The organism is Dyella sp. CR10, assembly GCF_055814425.1.
The window spans coordinates 4,424,495-4,440,890 of record NZ_CP185986.1; the positions used below are offsets into that span (position 1 = coordinate 4,424,495).

Sequence of the window (16,396 nt, forward strand, 5' to 3'; positions counted from 1 at the left end):
GTCAATCCAGCTTCTGCCACACCACTTCGCCATGCGCGCCTTCCGCCGCGCCGCTTGAAGGCTTGGCGACGATATAGGTGAGGCGCTTGCCTTCGAGCTTGTAGCTGGTGCTGCCGCCGCGGCCGTTCCAGTTCGGGAAGGTGGCCTGCTCGATATGCGTGGTCATCGTGTCGCCTTGCACGCTGACGCTGCCGAAGTGCGCATTGGTATCCAGCGATGCGGCGCGGTATTCGTCCGGCGTGCCCTTGGACTTGTCGCCGGCGGCGAACGGCGTGCGTTTGGCGCGCGCGATCAGCATCTCGTAGTGGCCCTGCGCGTCGATCATCCACAGCCCTTGCGGATCGGGGCCGTACAGCTCGACGCGACGGCCGTCCGGATACACGTTGTCGCAGCGGACCAGGGTCCAGGTGCCGGCCAGCCAGGACGGCACCGCCGTGGCCTGAGCGGCGGCGGGTGCGGCCATGCCATGGAAGGAAAAGACGGATAGCGCCAGGCACATGGCGCCGGCGAACAGGTGCTTGCGATGACCAAACATGGGGAACGTTTCCTGTGATGGGGTGAAGCCAGCCCAGGCTAGGCCGGCGATCAAGTCCGAAACAGGAGGGCGAACGGCATTTCAGCGATGCGCAAACGCCATGACTGTCCGCTTGATCCAGGTCACCAGCCCGGCCGCGGGCAGGCGCACCATGCAGCCGTCCCGGGGGGCTCGACCGCAGTCATGCAGGGGGGGACGCATGTCCATCGAACTGAACCAGAACGACGTCGATACGCTGCTGGGCATCGACAGCGGCCTGCTGCACGAAGTCGAAGCAAGGGAGGCGGGCCGGCTGATCCTGATGGGTTACCTGGCGCCGCTGGAGCTGGAACTCGCCTCGCTGGCACCGGCTATCACCGAAACCGACGGACGGAAGGTCTACCTGCGCGTCACTTACGGCGGCGCGCGCCTGCTGGCCGCGATCCGCACCGGCCAGGACGCCCGCTGGCACCTGCCGGCCGCCGGCTGACGCACCGCACGGCGCACGGCCGGCGCCGATTGCGCGTGCCGGCACAAACCGCCGCCCGCGACTCCCGTAATGTGCCGGCCCGGCACAGGTCTATCGACCAGGCATCGGCCAGGTCCTTTCGACAGGGGGAACGGTGGACAACGCGATCGACAGCGTCAGCGACGGCGTGATCGCCTTCGAGGCCGGTCCGCACGTCGCTGCCGGCCGCGCGCGCGGCGGACGGCCCACGCAGCAGGACGACCTGGTCTGCCTGCACGATGCCGAGCACGATGCCTGCCTGCTGGTGCTGGCGGACGGCATGGGCGGTGACGGCGCGGGCGAACTGGCTTCCGCCGGCGTGGTGCAAGTCGCGCGGCAATGGTGGGAAGCGCGCGACTGGCTCGCGCAACCCGGCCCGCTGTTCCTGGAGACGCTGTGCCAGCAGGCGCACGACGAACTGCGCCGACGCGGCCAGGGGCTCGCCCACGGCGAACCGCACGCCACGGTGGTGGCGCTGCTGGCGCGCGGTCGCCGGCTGGCGTGGGCGCACGTGGGCGACAGCCGGCTCTACCGCTTCGAGGGCGCGCGACTGCTCGGCCGCACCGAGGATCACAGCGTCGCCGCGCTCCGTCATGGCCAGGACGATGCGGCGCTCGCCGCCGATCCGGACCAGCACAAACTGCTGCGCGGCCTGGGTGGGCCGCAGCCGCCGGTGGTGGAGCACGGCTGCGGCGAACTGCGCCGCGGCCAGCGTTTCGTGCTTTGCAGCGATGGCGTGTGGACGCAGCTGAGCGCCGCCGAGCTGGGCCGCCTGTCCGCGCGCCGCGACCGGCACGCTGCCGTGCGCGAAGCCTTGCAGCTGGCGCTGACGCGCGGCGGACCGGAGGGCGATAATGTCGCGCTGATCTTCGCCAGTCTCGCTCCGCCGGGATGGCGCTGGCGGCAAGTGGTCGGGTCGGCGGTCCGTGGGGCCGCGGCCCTGTGGCGGCGCGGTTCCAAATCCGGCGCCGCCGGATGAAACAGGGGAATGCTGTGGTTGGTTCGCTGTACACCCGTCGCCCGGGGCTGCACCCGTGGCGCCTGGCGCTGTCGTTATCGCTGCTCGCGCTGGCCGGTTGCGCCCAGGTCCGCGCGGTCAGAACCGAGGTCGCCAACAAGATCGGCGGATCGTCCGATGCGCCCGCGGCGAACGCCGCCGACGATGGCGCGCCGCTGTCCTCGCCCAGCGCGATCGCCAACACCTACTTGCAGCACGGCCGCTACGCCGAGGGCGAGCAGCGCCTGCGCCTGTACCTTGCACGCTATCCCAACGACCGCGCCGCGCAGAACCTGCTGCACCAGCTCACCGCCGACCCGCGCGCGACGCTGGGCGCAGCGTCGCGCAATTACACGGTGCAGGCCGGCGATTCGTACAGCACGCTGGCGGCGCGCTACCTCGGCGACGCGAGCCGCTTCCTGCTGCTGGCGCGCTACAACGGCTCGACCAATCCCTCGGCGCTGCGTGCCGGCGACGTGGTGCGCCTGCCGGCGGCCATGCCGGGCAGGGCGACCGATACGCTGGTGGTGCATGCCGCCGATGCCGATGCCGCCACGCCGGCGGCCGCCGCGCCCGGCAATGCGCAGCGCCTGCAGGCGGAAAGCAGCGCGCTGCTGCGGCAAGGCCGCAAGAGCGACGCGCTTCAGCGCCTGGACCAGGCGCTGAAGCTCGACCCGCATCTCAAGCCCGACGGCAACCAGGCCTTGCGCGCCCAGCTGCTGTCCTCCTATCACGAGCGCGCCGTGCTGCTGTACCGCGACCAGAAGCTGGACCAGGCCATCGCGCTGTGGGACCACGTGCTGGCGGTGGACCCGAACTACGAGCGCGCGGTGATCTATCGCGCGCGCGCGGTGGAGCTGAAGCAGCGGCTCGACCGGCTTTGAGCCTCAGCGTGCGCCGCTTTTCTCTTCGTCCGGCGCAAGCACCAGGGTCGGCTGCGCCGCGGCTTCGGCGGCGCGCGGCGGCGGCGCGTTTTCGCCCGGCGGGCGCGATTGCAGCGCGCTGTTCATCAGGTTGAAGGTGGCGAACAGCCGGCCCAGTTCGTCGCGGCGCGTCAGCCGGATGCGATACGCATAATCGCCGCGCGCCACGCGCATCAGCGCCTCGTCCAGCATGCCCAGCAGCGCCAGCGGACGGCGGAACAGCAGGTACGCCGCCCCCACCATCGCCGTCAGGGTCACCATCAGCACGGCGACGATCACCCAGAACGTCGCGCGCTGCACCGCGCTCAGCGGCGCCTTGCTCACGCCCAGGCGCAAGGCGCCCACGTCCTTGTCCTGGTAGCGGATCGGCACGTCGAACAGCAGCATGTCCTCGACGACGCCGGCCGTGCGGCCCTGGAAACTTTCCACGCCGCCGTCCAGCGCCTGGCGCTTCGGCGGCGGCGCAGTCAGCGGCTGGCCGATATCGTCCGGTGCGGTGCTGGCTACCACGGCGCCGGCGCGATCGGCGATGGCCAGGTAATGGATCTGCTGGTTGCGCGACACGTCCGCCACCAGCGCGCGCGTCGCCGCGACGTCGCCCAGCAGCAGGTTCTCCGCCGATTCGCCGGCCACCATGCGCCCCAGCGAACCGCCGAAGTCGTTGGCCAGCCCGGTCGCCGCCGCGTTCTGCTTGGCATAGATGGCCGCCAGCCCGAGCAACAGCACCGCGCACAACGTGGCGCCCAGCGCGCCGATCCAGCGCGTGCGCAGCGACACGATGCGCGTGGCCAGCGGCGATTCGTCCGCGCGCTCGTACTCGCGGCGCGCCAGGCGCAGGTCATCGATCACTTCGGAACCGCGCTGGTAGCGCGCCGCCGGCGTCGGCGCCAGCAGGGTGCGCACGATGCCCGCCAGCATCGGCGGCATGGCCGGATCGATCGGCGTGATGGACGGGTGCGGCAGGCGCTGGCGTTCGCGCAGCAGGCGCGTGATATCCGGGATCTCCGGCCACGGCAGCTTGCCGGTGACCAGCCAGTACAGCACCACGCCCAGCGAGAACAGATCGCTGCGCGCATCCGCTGCTTCGCCGCGCAGGCGCTCTGGCGCCATGTACGCGGGCGTGCCTCCGATGACGCCGCCGTCGCCCGCTGCCGCACCGGCGACGCAGCGCTCGGCGATGCCGAAATCGCTGAGCTTGGCGTAGTGCCAGCCATCGGCCAGCATGATGTTTTCCGGTTTCACGTCGTGATGCAGCACGCCCTGGCCGTGCGCATAATCCAGCGCCGCGGCCATCTGCGACGCCAGCTCGATCACCAGCGGCAGCGGCGGCAGGCCTTCGCGCGCGACGCGGCTGGCCAGGGTCTCGCCGGGCAGCCGCTCCATCGCCAGGTAGGCGCGGCCGTCGTCGGTCCGCCCCGTTTCGAAAATGGTGACGATGTTCGGGTGCACCAGCTGGCCGGCGGCGCGTGCCTCCAGCAGCAGGCGCTCGCGCGATTGCGGCGAGGACGCGGCGTCGCGATGCAGGCATTTGATCGCCACCGGCCGGTCGATGCCCGGATCGTAGCCGGCATACACCACCGCCATCGCCCCTTCGCCGAGCACGCCGTCGATGCGGTAGCGCCCGATCTTCTTCGGTACGGCGGACAGGCTCATGCGCGCGTCGTCACCCACCATGCCAGCGCCGCGATGCCCATCACCGCCACCACCGCGGCGGCGATCAGCCAGCCGGTCGCGCGGCCGATGCGGCGACCCGGCTCGCGGGTGAGGAAGACGAACTCCGCCTGCCCGAAGCGCACGCGGTCGCCGTGGCGGATCGGCGACTCATGCACGCGCTGGCCGTTGACGAAGGTGCCGTTGGTGGAAAGCGTGTTCATGACCACGTAGTGGCCTTGCTGGTTGACGATCCAGGCGTGCGTGGACGACACGCTCGGCTCCTCGACCACCACGTCGTTATGTCCGCCGCGCCCCACCGTCAGCCGGCCGGGACGCAGGGCGAAGCGACGACCCTCCAGCCCCTCCGACACCCCCTCCAGCACCGGTTCGATCGCGCTGGCGCGGCCCGCCGGCGCCGGCGCGGCCTCGGCCGCCAGCCGGCTCAGCTCCTCGGCCGAAAACAGCCGCGTGCCTTGCGGGCCGGCGGCACGCCGGGGTGACGGAGTGGCGCGAGGTGTTTCCATTGGAGCCTTGTCGACACGCATGAATGAACAGGTTGGCCGGACACTATAGCCAACATATGTCGACCAAAGCCGCCAAAGCTTGATGGGGCGCACAGGTGCGCAGCGCGAAGGCGTGCAAATCCGCGCCGGCCTTACGGGACGCTGAGTCCGGCGCGTAGCTACGCCTGTTTCAGGGTTCTTCCTTCACGCCGCCCCGCCACTTGGGCGTCAGGGAATCGACGGTGTTGCACATATGCGGATAGGCGGCACGCACGTCCGGGTCCCAGCAGCGCTTGGGATCCTCGGGAGGCCGGCAGCTGATGGTGGTGGGGTCGCAGCGGGTCGTCGCCGGCGGCGCGGGGTCGTGGTACTGCGTGTCCGGCAGAATCTCGGCCGGCACGACGTTGGGGTTGTGAATGCCCTGGCAGGCGCCGAGCGCCAGCATCGCGACGAGCGCGATGCCGTCGCGCCAGACCGGCGAAAGCTTGGCGCGCATGGCGTCACTTCCCTTTCGGCAGGCGGTATTCGTAGGTCTTCGCGTCGAAGCGCACCGGGATGTCTTCCGGCGCGGCACCGTCGCGGGTCTTGCTCACCACCAGCGGGAACAGCCCGCCACCCGCCGCCGCATCGTCCACGATCTTCAGCTCATAGCGCACGTCCTGCGCGTTCTCGCGGCTCTGCGGCACGCGGCTGACATCGACGAAGCCGCCCTTGTGCGGCGTCACGATGGCATAGTCGGCCACCACGATTCCTTGCCATACGCCGCCGCTGACGAACAGCCAGCCGTAATCGCCGTGGTCGCTCAGCTTGACGAAGCGCGCATCCGCGCAGCCGCACTGGCCGGCGCTGCCGAACTCCAGCGCGTTGTCCAGCGCCAGATAGGTCCAGCCGCCCTTGGCGTCGAGGCTGAGCTGAAACGCTCCCATCAGGCCCGGATCGACCTGGCCGTAGTCGTAGCCCGCACCGCTCATATCGAACACGTTGGCGGCCCGCACGAACAGCTGCGCGCCCTTGGGCGTATCGACCCGCTCGGCCTTGCCCGGCCGCATGCAGTAGGTGAGATCGTTGCCTTGCTCGGTGGTGTAGGCGAAGACCCAGCATGCGTGCCCGGCGTCGTAATGCTTGCCGTACTGGTCTTCCATCACCGCCTTGACGATGGCATCGAGGTCGGTTGCCGCGGCGGCATGGCTCAGCGGCAGCAGGGCAAGGGCCATCGCGGCCCCGGTGGTCATCTTCATCTGGCGTCTCCTTCGCATAATGGTGGGTTCCTGCGCCAACTCTACCGCCCTTGATCAAGGGACGCTTTGCTCCATGCCATGCCGGGAGCGTCCGGAGGCGATCGCGGCGGAGGGCAGCCGCCTATGGTGCGCGCGGCGCCGCCGGCGGTCCGTTCCAGACCCGGCAATCATCGACCACCACCAGTTCGCCATCGCGGGCCGAGAATCCACTGTCGACCACGGCGCTGCCATGGCCGCGGATGTGCAAATCGCCGTGGCTGACCGATAGCGTCACGCGTCGCCCATCCAGGCTGGTCACGCTCAGGCTGCGGCCGTTCTCGATGCGCCGGATCTTGTCCGTGCCCGGCGCTCGCCAACCCAGCGCGAAGACATCCTTTCCGCCCGGCTCCAGATAAGCCAGCGTCTGCGCATCGAACAGCGCGCCCTCGAGGGCGTGGCTGCGCAGCAGGCGCACCGCCTGCGCGTCGTCGAGGCGGCGTATGCCGCGCGCCGCGCACGCCCGGTCGGTGGGAACGAACACCGTCAGCTCCGTACCGCCAGCCTGCCGCGCGAGTTCGGCAACGGCGCTCGCCTTGAACAGCGTGACCTCGGCGGAGAACGTGCCGATCACCTCGGCCATCCGCGGCTGCGTCGGCGTGCGCGCCGACGCGGCGAGACAAATCATCAGCGCCGCGCCAAGCCAGCATATGCGGCGCACGACGCCGCGCCGCGGGCTCACGGCTGTTTCAAGCTGAAGGTCTGCCCGAGCGCACCGGCGAAATTGCCGCCCTTGGCCGCCACGGTCGGCTGGCGCAGCTTCATCGTGTCGAGGATCTTGGTCAGGCCGGGCAGGAACTGCAGCGACGTCTGCGCGTTGGTGTTTTTCAGATCTTCCAGATGCGCCGGGATGCGCACCAGCGAGTACTCGCGCATGTCGCACTGCAGGCCGCCGGACTGCAAGGCGCAGGCTTCCTTGTCGAAATGCACGTTGGGATCCTGCGCGTAGAAACCATCCACCATCACCGCCTCGCCCGGCGCCACCTTGAACGACGCGAACTCGCGCGTGAGCTTGGTGGCGATTACCAGGCCGTCCACCTGCTTGGCCTGGGTGATCGTGCGGTAGCCGCCATCGGAGAGCTTGTCGCGCACGGTCGAGCTGGAGCTGTCCCACTGCACGCACGGGCCGCCGACGATGGTCACCGAGCAGTAGTCGCTCTTCACCGTGCGGTCGGCGTAGACCGCGTCGAACCAATCCTGGGTCTGGTAGTACTCGGTGTTCTTGGTCGGCATCAGGGAGATCTGGCCCAGCGTCGGCTTCGCGGATTTCTTGGTGCCGTTCGCCTCTGGCAGCGTGCTGCGCTCCACTTCCACGGTATGGCCAGTGATGGAGTAGGTACCGGGGTTGACGATGTAGAGCAGGTAGAACGCACGGTCCGCCGCGAAATGATGGAAGTAGCCGTGCTGGCCCATTTTGTAGGCGGAGGCGTCGTAGCCGACCTTGATGATGTTCTTCGGCTCGTCCGCGGCCTGCCAGATGGTGGTGGAGGTTTCGTCCGCCCAGAACGCCGCGTGCTTGGTCTGCGTTTCGCCGTCCGCGTACTTCGCGTCCAGATTGATCGAAGGAATCATCACGATCGCCTTGCCCGACGCCAGCGCGCGCTGATACAGCGCATCCATCGCGCCGAAGTACAGTTGCTTCAGATCCTCGCGCTTCTTGCTCTGCTCCTGCGCCGCCTCCTGCTGGCGCTTGGCCGCGCTCTTGAACGGGTTGGAGAACAGGCTGCGCCCGCCGTTCTTCTTTTCCACCGGCCACGGCGTGCCGCCGGCCTCGCCGACCAGGCCACAGAGCAGTTGCTTGGCCTCGGTGGAACCCACGAACTGGCCGGGGTTCGCGCGCATGTGCACGCTGACCACGCCCAGCGCGCTGTCCACGTCGACGAACATGGGAAAGCCATCGCCTTCGGCCGGATTCTTGACGAACAGCGAGAGGCTACCTTCGGTGCCGTGGTAATCCTCGCCGCGTACGTCCAGATGGTTCGATATCGCTGCGCGCTTCAACTGCGCGATCGCCGCATGCGTATCCAGATCGGCCACCGCCACCCATGAAGTGAAATTGCGCCCGACGGTGGGATTGACCGTGTCATAGAAGAACGCATCGCAGGTGTCATTCACCGAGGCGAGCGTGGTCGAGCGCCACGTCGCGCTCGCTTCCTGGCTGCCGGCCATCGCCGGCGCGGCCAGCACGAAGCTCATGGCGAAACCGATACGGAGGGCCAGCCGGCCTCCAGCCTGATGTCCTTGGCGCATGGCGTTCTTCCCTGGGTTAAGTGACGCGATTCTAGCCAAAGCTGCCACGGTCTTGTCACCCTGGTCGTGCGCGGGCTACGCGATGCCGCGCACAGGCTCTAAGATGCCGCGGCCCTTCGCCGCTCCAGCTGTCTGCCAACAGGAAGAAAAGGGCCATCGACGACCGCCACGCCTAAGGACCGGGCCGCGCGCCAGGGATGACCGGGCATCCGAATCGGACTCACACAAGGAAAGAATCCATGCCGTTCCTGCACAAACTCGAGCAGCTCTACAACGGGCTGATCCGTCTCGTCACCGTCCTGCTCACGCTCGCCCTGCTTGGCGTGGCGTTCAACGCCGCGCTCGACTGGCGGCGCGCCACCGCGGAGCCGGAGCCGAAAGTGGATGCCGCCAAGGTAGCGAAGACGCCCAAGGTCGCCACCGAAGACGTGGTCACGCGCGTCGTCGCCAACCAGACCGGCAAGGAAACCATCGGCATCAGCAGCACCGATCCCAACCGCGCCGCCTATGACCGCATGAGCGCGGCCATCCATGCGTTCGCGCAGAAGCATGAGGTGTCGGCAGAGGACGAAGATCTGCCCAGCCAGATCGAGATCATCTACTCCAAGGTACGCGCGCAGGACACCGACACGCTGAAAGTCATCTACGCCAATGGCCTGGCCGATGCGCTGGAACAGTCGCTGGCCGATCCCCGGATCGGCCGCCTGCTCCAGCCCGGCGGCGACGAGGCGCCGGCCGTCACGCCGATGGCTCTGGTGAGCGACGTGATCGACCAATACGACACCGCCTTCACCGAGCAGCACACCAGCAACGCCGATAGCTTGGATGCCTACGAGGCGCAGAAGCAGCAGCAGGATGCCGCGTGGCGCTCGCTGGCCCGCACCGGCGGTCCGCTGCTGCTGGCGATCCTGGTGCTGCAGCTGCTGACGTTCGGTCGGATCGAGCGCAATACGCGCGGATGGAGTGGCGACGGCGGCGGGCGCTGAAGCGCGCCGCTTTCGCTACCGCTTTCACGGCGCGAGGCGCCACGGCGGGCGCAGACTTGGCCCCCGTGCCGACGAAGCACCCCGCCTCTCCGCCGTTTTCATCGATTGAGGAGTGTTATGAAACCCGCCCTGCACAGCCTCGCTCTCGGCGCCCTGCTCGCCGTCTTCACCACCGCGTCGCCGGCAGCCGGCGACGATCTGTCCACCATGACCTACGAAGGCACGCTCGGCGCGCAGCGCATCGGCATGACGCTGGCGGTGCGCGACGGCAAGGTGGTGCCGGACAGCCATTACTTCTACGCGCGTCACCTGCAGGACATTTCGCTCACCGGCACCGCCGGCGGGGAGGTCGCGCTGCAGGAGACGGGCGGCGGCGCGTTCGCGCTGCATTTCAAGGGCAATGGCAGCAACGGCAATGCGCCACTCACCTTCAACAACAGCGTGGGCCTGGAAGGGCAGTGGACCGGCAAGGACGGCAAGACCTTCCCGGTGACGCTGACCAATGCCAGCGAACCGGGGGATGCGGCCTTGCCGGGCGCGCGCTGGTATCGCAACGCCACCGACAAGAGCGATACGGCGTTCGAGGCGCAGGTGCAGGGCTTCTACAAGGCCGTGCTCGCCGGCGATCGCGCAGGCACGGCGCGCTACGTGCACTTTCCGTTGCGGGTGAACGTGGCGCCGGGCAAGCCGCTGATGGTGAAAGATGCGGCGCAGCTCAAGGCGCAGTGGGACAGGATCTTCAGCCCGGCCTGGCTCAAGCAGGCCGCGCAGGCGATGCCGCACGACATGCCGGTCATCCGCGGGCAGGCCATGCTCGGCCAGGGGCTGGCGTTCTTCGGCGACCAGGGCGTCGAGGTCATCAATCCGCAGTGAATCGTTTGTCGATTCCCGTGCGGACCGTTCGTCGCCCGGGTGGAAGCACGGCTCCGGCCGCGCTGCCGCCTTACCCCACTTCAGGAGAAACCCCATGCGCTTCCTTACCTTGATCCGCATCAACGAGAACTCCGGGCAGGTGCCGGACGAGCGGCTGATGACCGAGATGGGCAAGCTGATCGAAGAGATGAAGCAGGCCGGCGTGCTGCTGGATACCGCCGGCCTCGCGCCGACCAGGGACGGCACGCGCCTGCGCCTGTCCAGGGGCCGGGTCAAAGGCACGGACGGCCCGTTCACCGAAACCAAGGAAGTCATCGGCGGCTACTTCATGCTCAAGGCGGACAGCAAGCAGGACGCTCTGCGCTGGATGGAGCGCTTCCTGGAAGCCCACGGCGACACATGGGAAGTCGAATGCGAAGTGCGGCCGCTGGACCCGGCCTTCTCCGACCTCTGACCTCATGTTCTTGCGTCCGGGCGCGACGGATACCGCCGCGCCCGGCTTTCGGCGAGAATGCGCGCCGCGCGATGCGCGCACCCCACTTGTTCAAGGACGAATGCCATGAAACCGCTCGCCGCCGCGCTGCTGTGCGCGTTCGCTGTCGCCGCCCACGCCGCCGCGCCGATCAAACCCCTCGCGCTCACCGCCAGGCAACTGCCGGCCGGCGTCACCTTCAAGGGCGACTTCAAGCAGGCGCTGCGCTGGACCGATGCCGACGGCGACAACATCGTCGTGCTCAGCACGCACAACGATGAAGAGAGCGAGTACGGCGCCAACGACGATCTCTACGCCGTGCGCTACACCATCAACGATGGCGAAGCGAAGGCACGCTGGAACGTGCACGACTTCATCCACGATTGCCCGGTGGACCACCAGGCTTCGTTCCTCAAGGGCGCGGCGGTGCAGGTCACCGATCTGGACGGCAACGGCACGGCCGAAGTGTGGCTGGGGTATCGCCTGATGTGCCGCGGCGACATTGCCTCCGACACGCTGAAGGTCATCGTGTATGAAGGCGCCAGGAAGTACGCGATGCGCGGCGAGACCGAATCGGTGGATGGCAGCGGCGGCGGCTACGTCTTCGACCCGGCCTTCATGGAAGCACCCAAGCCGTTTCGCGAATTCGCGCGCAAGCTGTGGTCCGACCACGTCGCGGACGATCCCGACGCCGGATAAGCCAAGCCGGCGCGCGACTGGCCGCGGCGAACCCGCTCCGACGCGCTCCGCCTCCTTGCGGCAGATCAATTCGCGCCACCGTGGCCGGCACTATGGTCGATGCCATGGCCTTGTCCACCGCCCGCCAGACCCGCGTGGCCTTCCACATCGAAGGCCTGGTGAAGACTTATCGCTCCGGCGACATGCAAGTGCAGGCCCTGCGCGGCGTGGACCTGGACATCATGGAATCGGAAATGCTGGTGCTGCTGGGACCTTCGGGTTCAGGCAAGTCCACCTTCCTGAACATCCTGGGCGGGCTGGACCGGCCCACGGCCGGCACCGTCGCGTTCCGGGAACATCGCCTGACCGACATGGACGACCGGGCGCTGACGCTGTACCGGCGCGATCACGTCGGCTTCGTGTTTCAGTTCTACAACCTGATTCCCAGCCTCACCGCGCGCGAGAACGTCGCGCTGGTGACCGATATCGCCAGCCATCCCATGACCCCGGAGGACGCGCTGGCCATGGTGGGCCTGGAAGCCCGCATGGACCATTTCCCCGCCCAGCTCTCCGGCGGCGAGCAGCAGCGCGTAGCCATCGCACGTGCTATCGCCAAGCGTCCCGACCTGCTGCTGTGCGACGAACCGACCGGAGCGCTGGATTCCCCGACCGGGGTGGTCGTGCTCAAGGCGATCGAGCACATCAACGCGACCCTGGGCACCACCGCCGTCATCATTACCCACAACGCGGCGATTGCCGGCATGGGCCATCGTTCGGCGATTTTCGCCGATGGCCGTATCGCGCGCCTGGCCACTGCCGGCGAACGCTCGCCGGCCATGTCGCTGCGGTGGTGAGGCCATGCGCGCGCTGGACCGCAAGCTGCTGCGCAACCTGGGCGAGATGCGCCTCCAGGCGGCGGCCATCGCGGCGGTCATCGCCTGCGGGGTGGCTATCGCCATCATGTCGGCGGGCGCAATGGCATCGCTGCGCTCGACCCGCGATGCGTATTACGCGCAGAACCGCTTCGCTGACGTGTTCTCGCATCTCAAGCGCGCGCCGCGCCTGCTGACCGGCGAACTGGCGCGCCTGCCCGGCGTCGGCGCCTGGGACGTGCGCATCACGCGCTACGCCTCGCTGGATATTCCTGTCCTGCACCGTCCCGCGGCGGCCTGGCTGATATCGCTGCCCGACCAGGGACGCCAGCGGCTCAACCGGATGGTGCTGCGATCGGGCCGGCTGCCGCAGCGCGGACGCGACGAGCTGGTGATGAGCGAGGCGATGGCCAAGGCGCTGGGCTACGCAACGGGCGACCAGCTGGGCGTGGTGCTGGGCGGCCACAAGCGCCGCTTCACCGTGGTGGGCGTGGCGCTGTCGCCGGAATTCGTCTATGTCCTGCCGCCGGGACAGCTCATGCCGGACGATCGCGCGTTCGGCATCCTGTGGCTGGACCAGGCGCTGATGGAGGCCGCCTTCGACCTGCGTGGCGCGTTCAACGACGTGAGCCTCGCGCTCGCGCCCGGCGCCGGGGAGAGCGACGTGATCCGGCGCGTGGATGCCTTGCTGGCGCCCTACGGCGGCACGGCCGCCTATGGCCGAGCGGACCAGACCAGCCACGCCTTCATCGATCAGGAGCTGGGCCAGTTGCGCACCATCGCCCTGATCATTCCGCCGGTATTCCTGGCGGTGTCGTCGTTCCTGCTGCACATGGTGCTGGTGCGGCGCATCGATACGGAGCGTTCGTCGATCGGCCTGCTCAAATCCTTCGGCTATACCGATCGCGAAGTGGGCCTGCATTACATGAAGCTGGCCCTGCTGGTGACGGCGCTCGGTCTCGCCGCCGGCTACGCGCTCGGGATGGCGCTGGGGCACTGGATGACAGGGATGTACCAGCAGTACTTCCATTTTCCGTTCCTGGCCTACCGCAGCGATCCGCTGATATTCGCCTTGGCGGGGCTGGTGTCGCTGGCCGCCGCGATGGCCGGCACCTGGAGTGCCGTCGGACGCGCGGCGCGCCTGGCCCCGGCGGCGGCGATGCAGCCGCCGGCGCCGGCCGTCTATCGGCGCACCCTGGTCGATCGCATGCGGCTGGGCCGGCGTCTCTCCATGCCGGGCCGGATGATTGCGCGGCACCTCCAGCGCTTTCCGCTGCGCGCCGCACTCACCACGCTGGGCACGGCGATGGCGGTGATGTTGCTGGTGTCGCTGTTCTTCTTCTTCGACGCCATCGATGCGCTGGCGGACGACTTCTATTTCCGCGCCCAGCGACAGGACGTGGTGGTAGGACTTGCCGACCTGCAGGGCGAAGCGGCGCGCTACGAAGCGGCCCGCTGGCCGGGCGTCCGGCAAGCCGAACCCTTCCTGGACGTGCCCGCCCGCCTGTCCAGTGGCCCACTCACGCAACGTCTCGCGTTGACCGGCATCGAGCCCTCGAGCCACTTCCGCACGTTCCACGACATCGCAGGCGCCGCCTTTACCGTCCCGGCGCAGGGCGTGGTGCTGTCGGACAAGCTCGCGCACCTGCTCGACGTGCGGCGCGGCGACCGCATCTACGTCCAGGTGCTGGAAGGTACGCGGCGCGAAGGCTGGCTGACGGTAGACGGCATCGCGGCCGAACACGTCGGCCTGGCGGCTTACATGGACCGCCATGCACTGGCGGCGCTTACCGGCCAGTCCGGCGTGGTGTCTTCGATCGGCGCGCTGGTGGACCCGCGCCAGCAGGACGCGTTGTTCCGCTACCTCAAGGGGGTGCCAACCGTGGTTTCCGTCGCCACGCGCGAACAGGCGATCGCGCAATTGCGCGAGGTAATGGCCGGCGGCATGGTCATCACGATCAACTTCTACATCAGCCTGGGCGTGGTCATCGCGCTGGGCGTGATCTACAACGCGCTGCGCATCGTTCTCTCCGAACGCGCGCACGAGCTGGCCAGCCTGCGTGTGCTCGGCTTCACCAGGGCAGAGGTCAACCACGTGCTCCTGGGCGAGGTCGCCATACTCGTGGCGCTAGCGCTGCCGCTGGGTTGCGCCATGGGCTATGGACTGGCCGCGGGGATGGCGCGCGCGATGGATACCAAGCTGTTCCGCGTGCCTTTCGTGATCGAACCGTCCACCTACGGCATTGCCGTGGGGATCGTCGCCGGCGCCGCGGTGCTGTGCGGGACATGGACCGCCAGGAGGGTGAACCGCCTGGACCTGGTCGCCGTTCTCAAGACACGGGAATAGCCATGCGCGCCCGCCCGCTTCTTGCTTCGTCCGTGTTCGCCGCCTTCGTCGGCGCGGCGTTGACATGGGCGTTCTGGCCGCGGCCAGTGCGCGTGGAAGTGGCCCAGGTAACGCGCGGTCCGATGCAGGTGGAGGTAGTGGACGATGCGCGTACGCGCGTGCGGGAGGTCTACCAGGTTTCCTCGCCCGTCAACGGCGAGGTGCTGCGCATCGAAGTGCATGCGGGCGATGCGGTCCAGGCCGGCAAGACCCGCGTGGCCGACGTGCTGCCCATATCCCCGTCCTTTCTCGATGCGCGCACGCGCGCCCAGCTGGCGTCGCAGGTTAAGTCAGCCGAAGCGGCGGACCATCTGGCTGCGACCGAAGTGTCGCGGGCGAGGGCGGAACTGGCCTTCGCCCGCGCCGAGCTGGAGCGCTCGCGTGCCCTGGCGGACAAAGGCGTGCTGCCGCGCGCGGGCCTGGACCGCGCGCAGATGACATACGACACCGCCGTGGCACAGCTGGCGACCAGCCAGGCAGCACAGAAAGCCAAGCGTTACGACCTGCAGGCCACGCGCGCGTTGCTGATAGAGCCCGAGCCGCACGGCAACCCATCGGCCAAGGCCGGCATTCCGATCCTCGCGCCGGTATCCGGCTCGGTGTTGCGGGTACTGCGCGAAAGCGAGTCGGTGATCCTCGCCGGGGTCCCAATCATGGAAATCGGCGATCCGCGACAGCTGGAGATCGTCGCCGACCTGGTTTCGGAAGACGCGGTGAAAGTACGCGTGGGCGATGAGGCCATGATCGCCGACTGGGGTGGACCGGCGCCGCTCCACGCGCGCGTGCGGCGCGTCGAGCCGTCGGGCTTCACCAAGATTTCCGCGCTCGGCGTGGAGGAGCAACGCGTCAATGTTCTGCTCGATTTCACCGATCCGCCCGAGCGCTGGGCCACCATCCTCGATGGCTACCGCGTCATGGTGCATATCGTCGTGTGGCGCGCCGAAGATGCACTGCGCGTGCCAGTGTCGGCGATGTTCCGCCGCGGCGATGGCTGGGCGGTGTTCCGGCTGCGCGAAGGATGGGCCGCGCTGACGCCGATCCACGTGGGGCGGGCCAATGACGAGGTGGCCGAAGTACTGGACGGACTCGCCGCGGGCGACCGCGTGATCGCGCATCCCAGCGACCGCGTCAACGATGGAACGCGCGTGGAGGAAGACGACTCGAAGTGAGGCGCGCGATCGAAAGCGCACCGCTCTTCCTTTTGGCCACTAGCTCATCGCGCACGCACGCGCTGTAATCGCGAGACTCCTTACCGGCGGAGGACCGTGCGATGTATTTGAAGGCACCCATGCAATGCATTGGCGGCCATTTCAGGCCGTCTTCCGACGATGTCGGCAAGCTGGAATACGACGCGGCGGCGGCCCACGCGCTGCTGGCGGCGATGGAGCATGGCTGCGACGCGGGCCTCAGCCCCGAAGCGCGCATGATCACCCAGGCGTATCGCAAGGCATTGATCAATCGCGCGAACGATCTGATGTGGAAGTGGGGTTATCCCTAAGGCGATGGA

At 68.4% G+C, this 16,396-nt stretch carries 18 protein-coding genes; 11 read left to right on the forward strand and 7 right to left on the reverse strand.

The window, feature by feature from the left end; genetic code table 11:
- Position 1: 1 nt before the first annotated feature.
- Positions 2-535 (reverse strand): lipocalin-like domain-containing protein, encoded by a 534-nt coding sequence (locus ACNR9O_RS20010; RefSeq protein ID WP_473685505.1) that lies wholly within the window; start codon positions 533-535, stop codon positions 2-4.
- 199 nt (positions 536-734) lie between these two features.
- On the opposite strand from ACNR9O_RS20010, the gene ACNR9O_RS20015 reads away from it, so the two are divergent.
- The 3 genes from ACNR9O_RS20015 to ACNR9O_RS20025 all read left to right on the forward strand — a co-directional run bounded on the left by ACNR9O_RS20015 (position 735) and on the right by ACNR9O_RS20025 (position 2,903).
- Positions 735-1,004 carry a hypothetical protein gene (locus tag ACNR9O_RS20015; RefSeq protein WP_473685503.1) on the forward strand — a complete coding sequence of 90 codons (270 nt, stop codon included), beginning with the start codon at positions 735-737 and terminating at the stop codon, positions 1,002-1,004.
- Between the two features lie 133 nt (positions 1,005-1,137).
- Positions 1,138-2,001: a PP2C family protein-serine/threonine phosphatase gene (locus ACNR9O_RS20020; protein ID WP_473685501.1), complete on the forward strand. Its 864-nt coding sequence runs from the start codon at positions 1,138-1,140 to the stop codon at positions 1,999-2,001.
- Entirely contained in the window at positions 1,998-2,903 is a 906-nt protein-coding gene (locus ACNR9O_RS20025; RefSeq protein WP_473685499.1) for a LysM peptidoglycan-binding domain-containing protein, read from the forward strand. The genes ACNR9O_RS20020 and ACNR9O_RS20025 overlap by 4 nt, the downstream gene beginning before the upstream one ends.
- A gap of 3 nt (positions 2,904-2,906) precedes the next feature.
- Here the strand turns inward: ACNR9O_RS20025 and ACNR9O_RS20030 are convergent, their stop codons facing one another.
- From ACNR9O_RS20030 to ACNR9O_RS20055, 6 genes are all read right to left on the reverse strand, one after another.
- Positions 2,907-4,595: a protein kinase domain-containing protein gene (locus tag ACNR9O_RS20030; protein WP_473685497.1), complete on the reverse strand. Its 1,689-nt coding sequence runs from the start codon at positions 4,593-4,595 to the stop codon at positions 2,907-2,909.
- Positions 4,592-5,119: an FHA domain-containing protein gene (locus tag ACNR9O_RS20035; protein ID WP_473685495.1), complete on the reverse strand. Its 528-nt coding sequence runs from the start codon at positions 5,117-5,119 to the stop codon at positions 4,592-4,594. The genes ACNR9O_RS20030 and ACNR9O_RS20035 overlap by 4 nt, the downstream gene beginning before the upstream one ends.
- A gap of 169 nt (positions 5,120-5,288) precedes the next feature.
- Positions 5,289-5,594, reverse strand: coding sequence for a hypothetical protein (locus ACNR9O_RS20040; RefSeq protein ID WP_473685493.1), 306 nt, complete (start codon positions 5,592-5,594; stop codon positions 5,289-5,291).
- 4 nt (positions 5,595-5,598) lie between these two features.
- Positions 5,599-6,336: a hypothetical protein gene (locus ACNR9O_RS20045; RefSeq protein WP_473685491.1), complete on the reverse strand. Its 738-nt coding sequence runs from the start codon at positions 6,334-6,336 to the stop codon at positions 5,599-5,601.
- 121 nt (positions 6,337-6,457) lie between these two features.
- Complete coding sequence (locus ACNR9O_RS20050; RefSeq protein WP_473685489.1) at positions 6,458-7,054, reverse strand: fasciclin domain-containing protein; 597 nt, start codon at positions 7,052-7,054, stop codon at positions 6,458-6,460.
- Positions 7,051-8,622, reverse strand: coding sequence for a hypothetical protein (locus ACNR9O_RS20055; protein ID WP_473685487.1), 1,572 nt, complete (start codon positions 8,620-8,622; stop codon positions 7,051-7,053). The genes ACNR9O_RS20050 and ACNR9O_RS20055 overlap by 4 nt, the downstream gene beginning before the upstream one ends.
- 239 nt (positions 8,623-8,861) lie before the next feature.
- On the opposite strand from ACNR9O_RS20055, the gene ACNR9O_RS20060 reads away from it, so the two are divergent.
- From ACNR9O_RS20060 to ACNR9O_RS20095, 8 genes are all read left to right on the forward strand, one after another.
- Positions 8,862-9,608, forward strand: coding sequence for a hypothetical protein (locus ACNR9O_RS20060; RefSeq protein ID WP_473685485.1), 747 nt, complete (start codon positions 8,862-8,864; stop codon positions 9,606-9,608).
- Between the two features lie 117 nt (positions 9,609-9,725).
- The gene (locus ACNR9O_RS20065) at positions 9,726-10,481 is read left to right on the forward strand and encodes a hypothetical protein (protein WP_473685483.1); all 756 of its coding nucleotides are present in this window, start codon (positions 9,726-9,728) and stop codon (positions 10,479-10,481) included.
- Between the two features lie 94 nt (positions 10,482-10,575).
- Positions 10,576-10,935, forward strand: a complete 360-nt coding sequence (locus ACNR9O_RS20070) for a YciI family protein (protein ID WP_473685481.1) — start codon at positions 10,576-10,578, stop codon at positions 10,933-10,935.
- 105 nt (positions 10,936-11,040) lie between these two features.
- A complete protein-coding gene (locus tag ACNR9O_RS20075) occupies positions 11,041-11,652 on the forward strand; it encodes a M949_RS01915 family surface polysaccharide biosynthesis protein (protein WP_473685479.1) in 612 nt (203 codons plus the stop codon).
- A 104-nt stretch (positions 11,653-11,756) separates the two neighbouring features.
- Positions 11,757-12,485 carry an ABC transporter ATP-binding protein gene (locus ACNR9O_RS20080; RefSeq protein WP_473685477.1) on the forward strand — a complete coding sequence of 243 codons (729 nt, stop codon included), beginning with the start codon at positions 11,757-11,759 and terminating at the stop codon, positions 12,483-12,485.
- A gap of 4 nt (positions 12,486-12,489) precedes the next feature.
- On the forward strand, positions 12,490-14,850 hold the full coding sequence (locus tag ACNR9O_RS20085) for an ABC transporter permease (protein ID WP_473685475.1): 2,361 nt from the start codon (positions 12,490-12,492) through the stop codon (positions 14,848-14,850).
- 2 nt (positions 14,851-14,852) lie between these two features.
- Positions 14,853-16,058, forward strand: a complete 1,206-nt coding sequence (locus tag ACNR9O_RS20090) for an efflux RND transporter periplasmic adaptor subunit (RefSeq protein ID WP_473685473.1) — start codon at positions 14,853-14,855, stop codon at positions 16,056-16,058.
- A 119-nt stretch (positions 16,059-16,177) separates the two neighbouring features.
- Positions 16,178-16,387: a hypothetical protein gene (locus tag ACNR9O_RS20095; protein WP_473685471.1), complete on the forward strand. Its 210-nt coding sequence runs from the start codon at positions 16,178-16,180 to the stop codon at positions 16,385-16,387.
- Positions 16,388-16,396 lie beyond the last annotated feature (9 nt).

Bases quoted from the DNA above. Each gene is read 5' to 3' on its own strand.
- ACNR9O_RS20010 (WP_473685505.1), bottom strand. From the start codon at position 535: ATGTTTGGTCATCGCAAGCACCTGTTCGCCGGCGCCATGTGCCTGGCG.
- ACNR9O_RS20015 (WP_473685503.1), top strand. From the start codon at position 735: ATGTCCATCGAACTGAACCAGAACGACGTCGATACGCTGCTGGGCATC.
- ACNR9O_RS20025 (WP_473685499.1), top strand. From the start codon at position 1,998: ATGAAACAGGGGAATGCTGTGGTTGGTTCGCTGTACACCCGTCGCCCG.
- ACNR9O_RS20030 (WP_473685497.1), bottom strand. From the start codon at position 4,595: ATGAGCCTGTCCGCCGTACCGAAGAAGATCGGGCGCTACCGCATCGAC.
- ACNR9O_RS20035 (WP_473685495.1), bottom strand. From the start codon at position 5,119: ATGGAAACACCTCGCGCCACTCCGTCACCCCGGCGTGCCGCCGGCCCG.
- ACNR9O_RS20040 (WP_473685493.1), bottom strand. From the start codon at position 5,594: ATGCGCGCCAAGCTTTCGCCGGTCTGGCGCGACGGCATCGCGCTCGTC.
- ACNR9O_RS20045 (WP_473685491.1), bottom strand. From the start codon at position 6,336: ATGAAGATGACCACCGGGGCCGCGATGGCCCTTGCCCTGCTGCCGCTG.
- ACNR9O_RS20055 (WP_473685487.1), bottom strand. From the start codon at position 8,622: ATGCGCCAAGGACATCAGGCTGGAGGCCGGCTGGCCCTCCGTATCGGT.
- ACNR9O_RS20060 (WP_473685485.1), top strand. From the start codon at position 8,862: ATGCCGTTCCTGCACAAACTCGAGCAGCTCTACAACGGGCTGATCCGT.
- ACNR9O_RS20065 (WP_473685483.1), top strand. From the start codon at position 9,726: ATGAAACCCGCCCTGCACAGCCTCGCTCTCGGCGCCCTGCTCGCCGTC.
- ACNR9O_RS20070 (WP_473685481.1), top strand. From the start codon at position 10,576: ATGCGCTTCCTTACCTTGATCCGCATCAACGAGAACTCCGGGCAGGTG.
- ACNR9O_RS20075 (WP_473685479.1), top strand. From the start codon at position 11,041: ATGAAACCGCTCGCCGCCGCGCTGCTGTGCGCGTTCGCTGTCGCCGCC.
- ACNR9O_RS20080 (WP_473685477.1), top strand. From the start codon at position 11,757: ATGGCCTTGTCCACCGCCCGCCAGACCCGCGTGGCCTTCCACATCGAA.
- ACNR9O_RS20085 (WP_473685475.1), top strand. From the start codon at position 12,490: ATGCGCGCGCTGGACCGCAAGCTGCTGCGCAACCTGGGCGAGATGCGC.
- ACNR9O_RS20090 (WP_473685473.1), top strand. From the start codon at position 14,853: ATGCGCGCCCGCCCGCTTCTTGCTTCGTCCGTGTTCGCCGCCTTCGTC.
- ACNR9O_RS20095 (WP_473685471.1), top strand. From the start codon at position 16,178: ATGCAATGCATTGGCGGCCATTTCAGGCCGTCTTCCGACGATGTCGGC.